Genomic DNA, 13,123 nt, shown 5'->3' with positions numbered 1-13,123 from the left:
CGCAGTATCAGGTTAGGGCTTTGTTAAGGGCGGCTCTCTGGAAAAGCGTATTGTTAATCGCAACGCACGAATAAACAACGGTTTCACGGGAATTTTTAACGTTGGCTCTCCCCGGGCTAAAACAGGGAGAGCCGGACGGTAGCGTTATTCTTCGCTGTCGCCGTGACTGGCGCGTCGAGGCGAGTCAATGTCAATGCGATCGATACGCTGCAGACCACGCATTAGCGTACCGCGACGGCCACGCTCGCCGGTCACTTTCTGCAACTCTTCAGGACGCAGTTTAATTTTGCGCTTACCGACGTGGATAGTCAGCGTGCTTTGTGGCGGCAGCACGTAGAGCTGCGCCAGGCCATCTTCACCTTTCGCCGCTTCCGCTGAAGGGATATTGATAATCTTGTTCCCTTTGCCTTTTGACAATTGCGGCAAATCGCTTACCGGGAACATCAACATGCGACCAGCTTGGGTGATTGCCAGCAGCATATCGGTTTCATCTTCAATCACAACCGGCGGCATAACGCGCGAATTTTCTGGCAGCGTAATCAATGCCTTACCAGCACGGTTACGAGCTACCAGGTCGTTGAAGGTGCAGACAAAACCGTAACCCGCATCGGATGCCATCAGCAGTTTCTGATCGTCGCCTTCCATCAGCATGTGCTCAACCGTCGCGCCCGGCGGCAGCGTGAGCTTCCCGGTCAGCGGTTCACCCTGTCCACGCGCCGACGGCAGCGTAATCGGGTCGATGGCGTAACTGCGTCCGGTCGAGTCCACGAACACCACCGGTTGGTTGCTCTTACCCTTCACCGCAGACTTAAAGCTGTCGCCCGCTTTATAGCTTAATCCCGGCGCATCAATGTCGTGGCCTTTCGCGCTACGCACCCAACCACTCTGAGACAGCACAATGGTCACTGGCTCTGACGGCAGCATGTCGTGCTCGCTCATCGCCTTCGCTTCTTCACGTTCCTGCAGCGGAGAGCGGCGTTCGTCGCCATAGGCCTCGGCATCAGCCTGCAGCTCTTTCTTCAGCAGGTTACTCATTTTACGCTCGGAAGCCAGAATGCCTTGCAGCTGATCGCGCTCTTTCGCCAGCTCATCCTGCTCGCCGCGGATTTTCATCTCTTCGAGTTTGGCAAGGTGGCGCAATTTCAGCTCAAGAATGGCTTCAGCCTGGGTTTCAGAAATGCCAAACCGCGACATCAGCTCGGGCTTAGGTTCATCCTCATGACGAATAATTTCGATCACTTCGTCAATGTTGAGGAACGCCACCAGCAAACCTTCAAGGATATGCAGGCGTTTAAGCACTTTTTCCAGACGATAGTTCAGGCGACGACGTACGGTATCGCGGCGGAACGCCAGCCATTCGGTGAGAATCTCCAGCAGATTTTTCACCGCCGGACGACCATCAAGACCGATCATATTCAGATTGATGCGGTAGCTTTTTTCCAGATCGGTGGTGGCAAACAGGTGGTTCATCACCTGCTCCATATCCACACGATTGGAGCGCGGGACAATCACTAGACGGGTCGGGTTTTCGTGATCCGATTCGTCGCGCAGATCGTCTACCATCGGCAGCTTTTTATTGCGCATTTGAGCGGCGATCTGCTCCAGCACTTTTGCCCCGGAAACCTGATGCGGCAGTGCGGAAATCACCACCGCGCCGTCTTCTTTCGTCCATACCGCGCGCATACGTACGGAGCCACGTCCGTTTTCGTAAATCTTACGAATCTCTGCCCGCGAGGTAATGATCTCCGCTTCGGTCGGGTAATCCGGCCCCTGCACGATGTCCAGCAACTGATCCAGCGTTGTTTTCGGTTGCTCAATCAGGGTAATCGCCGCTTTCGCCACTTCACGCAGGTTATGCGGCGGAATGTCCGTCGCCATACCAACGGCAATACCGGTCGTGCCGTTCAACAGAATATTTGGCAGACGCGCAGGCAGCATCTTCGGCTCCTGCATGGTGCCGTCGAAGTTTGGCACCCAGTCCGACGTACCCTGGCCGAGTTCACCCAGCAGAACTTCCGCATATTTAGACAGGCGGGATTCGGTATAACGCATCGCCGCGAAGGATTTCGGATCGTCCGGCGCCCCCCAGTTCCCCTGCCCGTCAACCAGCGGATAACGGTAAGAGAACGGCTGCGCCATCAGCACCATCGCTTCATAACAAGCGCTGTCGCCGTGTGGGTGGTATTTACCCAGTACGTCACCGACGGTACGGGCGGATTTTTTAAATTTGGCGCTGGCATTCAGCCCTAGTTCGGACATCGCGTACACGATGCGACGCTGAACGGGTTTCAAACCATCGCCAATAAACGGCAACGCCCTGTCCATGATGACGTACATGGAGTAGTTCAGATAGGCGGTTTCCGTGAATTCATGCAGCGCCAGGCGCTCTGCCATATCGCTCATTAATCGTGGTTCCTCAACTTTGTACCCCTCTATTGAAGGGCAATATTGCCGCAGATACTACCCTATCTGGCGTGTTGAGTCACAAAGAAAAGGGCCACGAGTGCGGCCCTGATGGGGATTATTTGGCAACTTTGGTAATCTGTTTCACGTCGATTTCAACGGAGTTCCAGTCTTTATCCACTTCACCCTGGATTTCAACCACATCCTGCGGTGTGACGGTTACGCCGTTCCAGCGCTTGTGGTCGATATCCACATTCACCGTGCCGGTCGCATCTTTAAACACATACAGGTCGTCGGAAATACGCTCAACAATGTTCCCGCGCAGGGTAACCCAAGTGTCATCACGCAGTGATTTGGCGCTTTCTACCGTCGCGCTGCTACCATTCGGGCCGACAAATCCGCCATTTTGGCTTTGCGTGGTGGTTGTCGGTCCAGAGAAACCGCCCTGCTGCGCTGCCAGAACAGGTGCGGAACACAGTGCCATTACAGCAACCATTGCAGCTAATTTTTTCATCGTCATGTCTCCCTTTCATTTTGGTTTACGACTATTAAATAAGTTAATCCTTAACAAGTTCTTAAGGCAAAAAAGATACTTTTTTTGCTGTACAGAGGCTGTAGTCACAAGGTTTACTGACGCTAATGAGAGCGGCTGCAGGGAAGAACATATGCGTATTTTACTGATCGAAGATGACACGTTGATCGGCGACGGCCTGAAAACAGGTCTGAGTAAAATGGGTTTCAGCACCGACTGGTTTACCGAGGGTCGACAGGGGAAAGAAGCGCTCTACAGCGCCCCTTATGATGCGGTGATCCTCGACCTGACGCTGCCAGGCATCGACGGACGGGACATCTTGCGCGAATGGCGAGCCAACGGAAAGCAGGAGCCAGTGCTGATTCTGACCGCTCGCGACGCGCTGGCGGAACGCGTTGAGGGTCTGCGTCTCGGCGCGGATGACTATCTGTGCAAACCCTTTGCGCTGATCGAAGTTGCCGCCAGGCTGGAGGCGCTGGTGCGCCGTGCCAGCGGCCAGGCGAGCAACATATTGCGCCATGGCCAGGTGACGCTCGATCCCGGTGCGCTGGTTGCCACGGCGGCAGATGAGCCTTTGTCTCTCAAACCCAAAGAGTTCGCTCTACTGGAACTGCTGATGCGCAATAAGGGTCGCGTCCTGCCCCGCAAACTGATTGAAGAAAAACTGTATACCTGGGACGAAAACGTCTCCAGCAATGCGATTGAGGTACACGTCCATCACTTACGCCGTAAGCTCGGCAGCGACTTTATCCGTACCGTGCATGGCATTGGCTACACCCTGGGTGACGCATGAAACTCACACAACGCCTCAGCCTGCGCGTCAGGCTAACGCTTATTTTTCTGATTCTGGCATCAGCAACCTGGGCCGTTTCGAGCTTTGTAGCCTGGAAGCAGACCACCGATAATGTCGATGAGCTGTTTGATACCCAACTGATGTTGTTCGCCAAGCGGCTTAGCACGCTGGATATCAGCGACGTCACCACCTCAAGCAATATGGCTCGCACGCCGAAGAAGCTCAAGCACGGCCATATTGATGACGACGCGCTGACGTTTGCCATCTTCACCATCAACGGCAAAATGGTATTGCACGATGGCGACAACGGCCAGGACATTCCCTACAGCTACACCCGCGAAGGCTTTACCGATGGCCAACTCAAGGGGGACAACGACGCATGGCGTTTTCTGTGGCTGAATTCCGCTGACGGCAAATACCGCATTGTGGTAGGCCAGGAGTGGGAGTATCGAGAGGATATGGCGCTGTCGATCGTCACCGCCCAGTTAACACCGTGGTTGATTGCGCTGCCGCTGATGTTGCTAATCCTGGTGGTCATGATTAGCCGTGAACTCAGGCCGCTGAAAAAACTGGCGCAGGCTCTGCGCTGGCGCTCACCGGAATCGGAGGAGCCGCTCGACCCGAAAGGTGTGCCAAGCGAAGTACGCCCGTTGGTTGAATCGCTCAATCAGTTGTTTACCCGCACCCATTCCATGATGGTCCGCGAACGGCGCTTCACTTCTGATGCTGCCCACGAGCTGCGCAGCCCGTTGACCGCGCTGAAAGTACAAACTGAAGTGGTGCAACTGTCAGACGACGACCCGCAAACGCGGGAAAAAGCGCTGGTACAGTTGCATGCGGGAATTGAACGCGCCACCCGGCTGGTCGATCAGTTATTGACGCTTTCACGCCTCGACTCCCTCGACAATCTTCAGGATGTGGCGGAAATCTCGCTGGAGGAGCTTTTGCAATCCGCGGTGATGGATATCTACCATCCAGCCCAGCAGGCGCACATCGACGTGCGTTTGCAGATTAACGCGCACAACATCATGCGCACAGGACAGCCGCTGTTGCTGAGCCTGATGGTACGAAATCTACTGGATAATGCGATCCGCTACAGCCCCCGGGGTAGCATTGTGGAAGTGACGCTCAACGCCCGGAATTTTAGCGTCAAGGATAATGGTTCTGGCGTTGCGCCAGAGGTCCTGACGCACATCGGGGAACGCTTTTATCGTCCACCGGGACAAAGCGTGACCGGCAGCGGTCTTGGCCTATCGATTGTCCGCCGTATCGCAATATTGCATGGAATGTCAGCCTCGTTTGGCAACGCTCCGCAAGGTGGCTTTGAAGCGAAGGTCAGTTGGTAATTGCGTTATTATTGCTCAAATAGCAAAAGACTTTGCACATTTTGCTAATTTCACCGCGTCGCTGGTAGGGGTAAAATCGTCTTCAAACGTATTTCCCTGAGGACACAAAATGAGCAACATTCTGATTATCAATGGTGCGAAAAAATTCGCCCACTCCAACGGTCAGTTAAACGACACCCTGACCGAGGTCGCGGATGGCCTTCTGCGCGACCTCGGGCATGATGTTAAAATCGTGCGCGCCGACAGCGACTATGACATTTCTGATGAAGTACAGAACTTCGTCTGGGCCGATGTGGTTATCTGGCAAATGCCTGGCTGGTGGATGGGTGCGCCGTGGACCGTGAAAAAATACATTGATGACGTGTTTACCGAAGGTCACGGTACGCTGTACGCCAGCGATGGTCGCACGCGTTCAGATGCGTCTAAAAAATACGGCTCCGGTGGGCTGATTCAGGGCAAAAAATACATGCTGTCACTGACCTGGAACGCACCGATGGAAGCTTTCACTGAAAAAGATCAGTTCTTCCATGGCGTTGGCGTTGATGGCGTTTATCTCCCGTTCCATAAAGCAAACCAGTTCCTGGGAATGGAAGCGCTGCCGACCTTTATCACCAATGACGTGATTAAAATGCCGGACGTCCCGCGTTATATCGCAGAATATCGCAAGCATCTGAGCGAAATTTTTGGTTAACTGGTAACCTGGAATTAGAAGGAGTTAACCATGCTTACCGTTATTGCAGAAATCCGTACACGTCCAGGTCAACATCACCGCCAGGCGGTACTGGATCAATTCGCTAAAATCGTTCCAACCGTACTGAAAGAGGAAGGCTGCCACGGCTACGCGCCGATGGTCGATCATGCTGCTGGCGTCAGTTTTCAGACCACAGCCCCGGACTCAATCGTGATGGTTGAACAGTGGGAAAGCATTGCGCATCTTGAAGCGCATTTGCAGACACCGCATATGAAAGCCTATAGCGAAGCCGTGAAAGGCGACGTGCTGGACATGAGTATTCGTATTCTGGAGTCTGGCATTTAAGATTGTCGATTTGCCGGATAACGCCATAAACAGACGTATCCGGCTTATATTGCAATCCTCAGGCCTGGTAAGCCCAGCGCCACCAGGCATTCACGGTCAATTACCCTTCGAGATCCGCCAGGTCGCCTTTCTCCTGCAACCAGTTACGGCGATCTTCAGAACGCTTCTTGGCCAGCAGCATATCCATCATTGCGTTGGTACGCTGATCGTCTTCGTCATCGATGATGAGCTGCACCAGGCGGCGGGTGTTCGGATCCAGCGTGGTTTCACGCAGCTGCATCGGGTTCATTTCACCCAGACCTTTAAAGCGCTGCACGTTCGGCTTGCCTTTCTTGCGTTTTAACTGCTCCAGCACGCCCGCTTTCTCTTCTTCCGTCAGCGCGTAATACACCTCTTTACCGAGGTCGATACGGTATAACGGCGGCAGCGCCACATAGACGTGACCGTGTTTCACCAGCGTACGGAAGTGTTTCACAAACAGCGCGCACAGCAGCGTGGCGATGTGCAAACCATCGGAATCCGCATCCGCCAGAATACAGATCTTACCGTAGCGCAGCTGGCTCAGATCATCACTGTCCGGATCGATGCCGATCGCCACCGAAATATCGTGAACTTCCTGCGAGGCCAACACTTCATCGGAAGAGACTTCCCAGGTGTTGAGGATCTTACCTTTCAGCGGCATGATCGCCTGATATTCACGATCGCGCGCCTGTTTAGCCGATCCGCCCGCCGAGTCACCTTCGACGAGGAACAGTTCGGTGCGATTAAGATCCTGCGCGGTACAGTCCGCCAGTTTCCCCGGCAACGCCGGACCGCTGGTCAACTTTTTACGCACCACTTTTTTCGCCGCACGCAGACGACGCTGGGCGCTGGAAATCGCCATCTCAGCCAGCAGTTCGGCTGATTGCACGTTCTGGTTCAGCCACAGGCTGAAAGCATCTTTCACCACGCCAGAGACGAATGCCGCGCACTGCCGCGAAGAGAGGCGCTCTTTGGTTTGTCCGGCAAACTGCGGATCCTGCATTTTTACCGACAGCACGTAAGCACAGCGATCCCAGATATCTTCCGCCGACAGCTTCACGCCGCGCGGCAGAATATTGCGGTATTCACAGAACTCGCGCATTGCATCCAGCAGACCCTGACGCAGGCCGTTAACGTGCGTACCGCCCTGCATAGTTGGGATCAGGTTCACATAGCTTTCAGTCAGCAGCTCGCCGCCTTCCGGCAGCCAGAGCAGCGCCCAGTCCACGGTTTCTGTTTCACCGCTGAAATTACCGATAAACGGTTTTTCCGGCAGCGTCGGCAGGCCATTCACCGCTTCGCTCAGATAGTCATTCAGGCCATCCTGGTAGCACCAGCGCTGTTCACTGTTATTGACCTCATCCTTAAAGGTGATCTCAACGCCTGGGCACAGCACCGCTTTGGCTTTCAGTACGTGCGTTAAGCGCGAAACGGAAAAACGCGGGCTGTCAAAGAAGCTTTCATCCGGCCAGAAGTGCACGCTGGTTCCGGTATTGCGTTTACCGCAGGTACCGACAACCTGTAAATCCTGCACCTTATCGCCGTTCTCAAACGCGATGTTGTACACCTGCCCGTCGCGGCGCACGTTCACTTCCACACGCTTCGACAGGGCGTTGACCACGGAGATCCCTACCCCATGTAAACCACCAGAGAACTGATAGTTTTTGTTGGAGAACTTACCGCCCGCGTGCAGACGACAGAGGATCAGCTCTACCGCCGGAACACCCTCTTCAGGGTGAATGTCTACCGGCATGCCGCGGCCATCATCAATAACTTCCAGAGACTGGTCGGCATGTAAAATCACGTCCACGCGTTTTGCGTGGCCCGCCAGTGCTTCATCCACACTGTTATCAATCACTTCCTGTCCAAGATGGTTCGGACGGGTTGTATCGGTGTACATCCCCGGGCGACGGCGTACCGGCTCAAGCCCAGTGAGTACCTCAATGGCATCAGCGTTATAAGTTTGCGTCATGGTTTAAATAAGCAATTCGAATTGATCGTCAGAAACTGTGCAGTCCAAGGAAATCGACAATCGGGTTGAAATAATCTTCGAAGCCCGTGAATGCGTGGTTTCCGCCCTCAATAACTGTCTGGCGGCAGGAGGCGTAATACGCCACCGCCTGGCGGTAGTCCAACACTTCATCGCCCGTTTGTTGAAGCAGCCAGATCAAATCCGGCGCTTCCAGCGGGTCAATCTGCATGACTTTAAGATCGTAAATATGGCGTGACTCTAGCACATATTGCTGCCCCGTGTAGGGGTTCTCGTTTTGACCGAGATAGTCGACCAGCAGTTCATAAGGTCGGACAGCAGGGTTCACCACCACCGCGGGCAGCATAAAACATTGCGACAGCCAGGTGGCGTAATAGCCTCCTAGCGAGGAACCGACAATTCCCAGCGACTCTCCGCCATGTTCAAGAATGATCGATTCCAGCATCTCTGCGGCCTGGGCCGGATACGGTGGCAACTGGGGTACGATCATCTCAATGTGCGGATGATGCTCCGCCAGCCAGTTTTTCAGCAAACATGCCTTCGCCGAACGAGGAGAACTATTAAATCCGTGAAGATAAAGAAGCGTAGACATCAGTAGCCTTCTGAAGCGGTATCAGGGTGGAACCGATTACCCTGCAGACGGCGTACCTGCGTCTGCAACGTCCCGTCAGCAAAAAGCTCCAGCGTCCGCCAGCCTGGGCTGATGGTATCTAACGTGAAGTTGGAACAGTGTGGCTTAAACTGCACACAGGTCGACGGCGTCGCCAGCAGGCGGCGTCCGTTCCAGTCCAAATCCAGTTCCTGATGAATATGCCCACACAACAAATACTTGGCACGAGGATAATTCACCAGCACGTTATCCAGCTCTGCGGCATTACGCAGGCTATGCTGATCGAGCCAGCTACAGCCTGCTGGCAGAGGATGATGATGCAGAAGCAGCAAAGTATTGCGCTCAGGCGCATCGGCAAGTTTACGTTCCAGCCATTCGAGCTGAAATTCGCTTAATTCACCGTGGGGAACGCCGAACACCTGGCTGTCCAGCAACAGGATTTGCCACTGTTCACCAATAAAGACGCGTTTAGCGGGTGAGATCCCCGCGTCCTGTAGCGCGCTGTACATTGCCGGCTGAAAATCGTGATTGCCCGGTAGCCAAACGCAGGGCGCACGAAAGCTTGCGATGCCCTCAGCAAAATGCTGATAGGCCGCAGCGGATTGGTCCTGCGCCAAATCACCAGTCGCGACGATCAGATCGTATTCAGGCGACTCTGCATGTATTGCATCCAGTACGGATTGATAGCTGTCCCAGGTGTTTACACCCAGCAGCGTTTCATGCTTTTCGGCAAACAGGTGAGTGTCTGTAATTTGTAAGATCCTGACTCTGGCCTCACCAGCCAAAGGAAGGGTTAACAGGCTTTCCAAATGGTGTCCTTAGGTTTCACGACGCTAATAAACCGGAATCGCCATCGCTCCATGTGCTAAACAGTACCGTAACCAGTCGGCCAGAAACTGATTAATTTGATGCTTTTCGTCGCGTTGATGCAACTTTTTATTTGGATAATCATACCGCGCTTTGAAGCGAAAGATCTGCTGACTCGAACACACTTCGGCCACCCTCGCGTCATGATACAGGCGGACTGTCAATGACGGCAGGCTCCAGTAAGTGACCGCGGGTGCCGTTTGTTCGATCGCGACAAGCGTAGTGTATAGGGTCGATTCAACGATCGTTAACCGATATTGTGCGTTTGCGACCTGATAGCTCACTGTTTCATCGGCTGCGTCATTACGCGGCAGCAGACGGCGCAATTGCGAATAGTTGGTTTCGCACAGGCGCATCATTTCAGGGAAGTCAGGTGTGTAACGCTTCATTTTTTCCACTCAGTTTTTAACTCTTGATAGTGCAGCTGTAACCATTGCAAGGCGATGACAGAAGCCGCGTTGTCGATTTTCCCCTCTTCAACCCATTGATAAGCCTGCTCCCGGCTCACCACATGAACACGAATATCTTCGTTTTCATCAGCCAGACCGTGGATCCCGCTCGCGGTCGTGGCGTCCACTTCGCCAACTAAAATAGACAGGCGCTCACTGGTGCCGCCAGGGCTTGCCAGATAGCTCAGAACGGGCTTGGTACGTTTAACTTCCAGCCCGGCCTCTTCCATCGCTTCACGACGAGCCACTTCCTCAACGGTTTCGCCCTCTTCAATCATTCCGGCCACCATTTCCAGGAGCCACGGGCTTTCGCTGGTATCAAACGCTGCGATACGGATCTGCTCGACCAGAACCACTTCGTCCCGCTCAGGGTCAAAGGGTAGCAAGACTGCCGCGTGTCCGCGCTCAAAAATTTCGCGCTTTACCTCACCGCTCATACCGCCGTTAAACAGGCGATGACGGAACCGATAAAGATCCAGTGAAAAAAAACCGCGGTATAGCGTTTCTCGTGCAATAATTTCTACATCATTTTTAGTGAAAGTCATTGGCAAGTTGTCTGGTTTACGCATTGTGCTGTCCTGAAACCAATAGTGATTAAAATGTGAATTTCAAGGTCGTTTGACTGATGTTTGAACGCCCTTGTGTTAAATTGATGCAAATTAACGCCGTATGGCACGTAACGCCAACTTTTTGAAGTGGCGGATTCTGCTAGAATCAGCAAATATTTTTACAATTTGATCAGCGCTAAATACTGCTTCACAACAAGGAATGCAAATGAAGAAATTGCTCCCCATCCTTATCGGCCTGAGCCTGTCGGGGTTCACTACTTTGAGCCAGGCAGAAAACCTGATGCAGGTTTATCAGCAAGCACGCCTGAGCAACCCGGAATTGCGTAAATCCGCCGCCGATCGCGATACTGCATTCGAAAAAATTAACGAAGCGCGTAGCCCATTACTGCCGCAACTAGGTTTAGGTGCCGATTACACCTACAGCAATGGCTACCGTGATGCAAATGGCGTCAACTCCAACGCAACCAGCGCGTCATTACAATTGACTCAGACGCTGTTCGACATGTCTAAATGGCGTGCCCTGACGCTGCAAGAAAAAGCAGCAGGCATCCAGGACGTAACGTATCAGACCGATCAGCAAACGCTGATCCTGAATACCGCTACCGCTTATTTTAACGTACTGAACGCGATTGACGTGCTGTCTTACACTCAGGCACAGAAAGATGCGGTCTATCGTCAGTTAGATCAGACCACACAGCGTTTTAACGTGGGCCTGGTCGCCATCACTGACGTACAGAACGCCCGTTCACAATACGATACCGTGCTGGCGAACGAAGTGACCGCGCGTAACAATCTGGACAACGCGGTAGAACAGCTGCGCCAGGTGACCGGTAACTACTACCCGGAACTGGCTTCGCTGAACGTTGATGGCTTTAAAACCAACAAACCGCAAGCGGTGAACGCGCTGCTGAAAGAAGCAGAAAACCGCAACCTCTCATTATTGCAGGCGCGTTTGAGCCAGGATCTGGCGCGTGAACAGATTCGTCTGGCGCAGGATGGTTACTTACCGACGCTGGGTTTGACCGCCTCTACCGGCGTTTCTGACACCTCCTACAACGGGTCGAAAACCAACACCTCCCAGTATGACGACAGCAACATGGGCCAGAACAAAATCGGTCTGAACTTCTCGTTGCCGCTGTACCAGGGCGGGATGGTTAACTCGCAGGTGAAACAAGCGCAGTACAACTTTGTTGGCGCGAGCGAACAACTGGAAAGCGCGCACCGCAGCGTGGTGCAAACCGTGCGTTCTTCGTTCAACAACATTAATGCTTCCATCAGTAGCATTAACGCGTACAAACAAGCGGTTGTCTCTGCCCAAAGCTCTTTAGATGCGATGGAAGCAGGCTATTCCGTAGGTACCCGTACCATCGTGGATGTGTTGGATGCCACCACCACGCTGTACAACGCCAAGCAGCAACTGGCGAATGCGCGTTATACCTATCTTATCAACCAGCTTAACGTCAAATCTGCGCTCGGTACGCTGAACGAGCAGGATCTGGTGGCGCTGAACAATACGCTGGGTAAACCGATCCCGACTTCTCCGGATAATGTAGCGCCGCAAAATCCGCAGCAAGATGCCGCTGTGAATGACTTTAACAGCAACGGCAATATGCCTGCGGCTCAACCAACGGCTGCACGTTCAACCAGCAGCAACGGTAACAACCCGTTCCGTAACTGATGCTGATGACGGGGCTTCGGCCCCGTCTGAACGTAAGGCAACGTAAAGATCCACCCCTTCTTCCGCATTCTCGCCTCTTCCCGCTTCAATTTCGACCAGTCATCCTCTATTCTGAGCAGAGTTACCACTGGGTCCTGGAAGACATAAATGAAACGGACAAAATCTATACATCACGCCTCGTTCCGCAAAAGCTGGAGCGCGCGCCACCTGACTCCTGTCGCTCTGGCAGTTACCGCTGTTTTTATGCTCGCGGGCTGTGAAAAGAGTGACGAAACGGTTTCGCTTTATCAGAACGCGGACGACTGCTCTGCAGCTAATCCGGGTAAAAGCGCCGAATGTACCACCGCGTTTAACAATGCGCTGAAAGAAGCTGAACGCACCGCGCCAAAATACGCCACTCGCGAAGACTGTATCGCTGAATTCGGCGAAGGCCAGTGCCAACAGGCACCTGCACAAGCGGGCATGGCGCCGACCGGTGAAGGCCAGGCTCAGGCGCAGAATCAAAGCAGCGGCAGCTTCTGGATGCCGCTGATGGCAGGCTATATGATGGGCCGCATGATGGGTGGCGGTATGGGCGCTCAGCAGCCGCTGTTCAGCTCGAAAAATCCGGCCAGCCCGGCATACGGCAAATATACGGATGCCGGCGGTAAAAACTACGGCGCCGCAACGCCAGGTCGCACCATGACCGTACCGAAAACCGCCATGGCGCCGAAACCGGCTACCACCTCTACCGTAACCCGCGGTGGATTTGGCGAATCTGTGGCTAAACAGAGCACCATGCAGCGTAGCGCAAGCGGTACTACCACTCGTTCAATGGGCGGCTGATCGT

General features: G+C 53.7%; 13 protein-coding genes. 6 read left to right on the top strand and 7 right to left on the bottom strand.

Features of this window, described 5'->3' with window-relative positions; genetic code table 11:
• Positions 1-144: 144 nt before the first annotated feature.
• Both parC and HV314_RS03585 read right to left on the bottom strand, forming a co-directional pair.
• On the bottom strand, positions 145-2,403 hold the full coding sequence (parC, locus tag HV314_RS03590; RefSeq protein WP_016157479.1) for a DNA topoisomerase IV subunit A: 2,259 nt from the start codon (positions 2,401-2,403) through the stop codon (positions 145-147).
• Between the two features lie 118 nt (positions 2,404-2,521).
• Positions 2,522-2,917: a YgiW/YdeI family stress tolerance OB fold protein gene (locus HV314_RS03585; protein WP_016154511.1), complete on the bottom strand. Its 396-nt coding sequence runs from the start codon at positions 2,915-2,917 to the stop codon at positions 2,522-2,524.
• Between the two features lie 151 nt (positions 2,918-3,068).
• On the opposite strand from HV314_RS03585, the gene qseB reads away from it, so the two are divergent.
• From qseB to HV314_RS03565, 4 genes are all read left to right on the top strand, one after another.
• A complete protein-coding gene (gene qseB / locus HV314_RS03580; RefSeq protein ID WP_181547352.1) occupies positions 3,069-3,728 on the top strand; it encodes a quorum sensing response regulator transcription factor QseB in 660 nt (219 codons plus the stop codon).
• On the top strand, positions 3,725-5,074 hold the full coding sequence (qseC, locus tag HV314_RS03575) for a quorum sensing histidine kinase QseC (RefSeq protein ID WP_181547350.1): 1,350 nt from the start codon (positions 3,725-3,727) through the stop codon (positions 5,072-5,074). Before qseB ends, qseC begins: the two co-directional genes overlap by 4 nt.
• Positions 5,075-5,183: 109 nt before the next feature.
• Entirely contained in the window at positions 5,184-5,765 is a 582-nt protein-coding gene (locus HV314_RS03570; protein ID WP_016154514.1) for an NAD(P)H-dependent oxidoreductase, read from the top strand.
• Positions 5,766-5,795: 30 nt separating this feature from the next.
• Positions 5,796-6,110 (top strand): putative quinol monooxygenase, encoded by a 315-nt coding sequence (locus HV314_RS03565; RefSeq protein ID WP_016154515.1) that lies wholly within the window; start codon positions 5,796-5,798, stop codon positions 6,108-6,110.
• A gap of 100 nt (positions 6,111-6,210) precedes the next feature.
• Here HV314_RS03565 and parE read toward each other — a convergent pair whose 3' ends face one another.
• Genes parE through nudF form a run of 5 tightly spaced genes read right to left on the bottom strand, consistent with a single transcriptional unit; the run spans position 6,211 to position 10,616 of the window.
• Positions 6,211-8,103 (bottom strand): DNA topoisomerase IV subunit B, encoded by a 1,893-nt coding sequence (gene parE / locus HV314_RS03560; protein ID WP_003024571.1) that lies wholly within the window; start codon positions 8,101-8,103, stop codon positions 6,211-6,213.
• Between the two features lie 28 nt (positions 8,104-8,131).
• Positions 8,132-8,713 (bottom strand): esterase YqiA, encoded by a 582-nt coding sequence (yqiA, locus tag HV314_RS03555; protein ID WP_019077695.1) that lies wholly within the window; start codon positions 8,711-8,713, stop codon positions 8,132-8,134.
• Complete coding sequence (gene cpdA, locus HV314_RS03550) at positions 8,713-9,540, bottom strand: 3',5'-cyclic-AMP phosphodiesterase (protein WP_016154517.1); 828 nt, start codon at positions 9,538-9,540, stop codon at positions 8,713-8,715. Before cpdA ends, yqiA begins: the two co-directional genes overlap by 1 nt.
• A 24-nt stretch (positions 9,541-9,564) precedes the next feature.
• A complete protein-coding gene (locus HV314_RS03545) occupies positions 9,565-9,987 on the bottom strand; it encodes a DUF1249 family protein (protein WP_181547348.1) in 423 nt (140 codons plus the stop codon).
• Positions 9,984-10,616, bottom strand: a complete 633-nt coding sequence (gene nudF / locus HV314_RS03540; protein ID WP_019077696.1) for an ADP-ribose diphosphatase — start codon at positions 10,614-10,616, stop codon at positions 9,984-9,986. Before nudF ends, HV314_RS03545 begins: the two co-directional genes overlap by 4 nt.
• A 199-nt stretch (positions 10,617-10,815) precedes the next feature.
• Between nudF and tolC the strand changes: the two genes are divergently transcribed.
• Together tolC and HV314_RS03530 are read left to right on the top strand one after the other, a co-directional pair.
• Positions 10,816-12,294 (top strand): outer membrane channel protein TolC, encoded by a 1,479-nt coding sequence (tolC, locus tag HV314_RS03535; protein WP_181547346.1) that lies wholly within the window; start codon positions 10,816-10,818, stop codon positions 12,292-12,294.
• A 147-nt stretch (positions 12,295-12,441) separates the two neighbouring features.
• Entirely contained in the window at positions 12,442-13,119 is a 678-nt protein-coding gene (locus tag HV314_RS03530) for a DUF1190 family protein (protein WP_016154521.1), read from the top strand.
• The last annotated feature ends 4 nt before the right edge of the window (positions 13,120-13,123 follow it).

This window comes from Citrobacter sp. RHBSTW-00887, from assembly GCF_013728095.1.
GTDB lineage: Bacteria > Pseudomonadota > Gammaproteobacteria > Enterobacterales > Enterobacteriaceae > Citrobacter > Citrobacter braakii.
The sequence above is the reverse complement of the archived record's forward strand: the minus strand, read 5'-3'. Positions and strand labels throughout refer to the sequence as shown.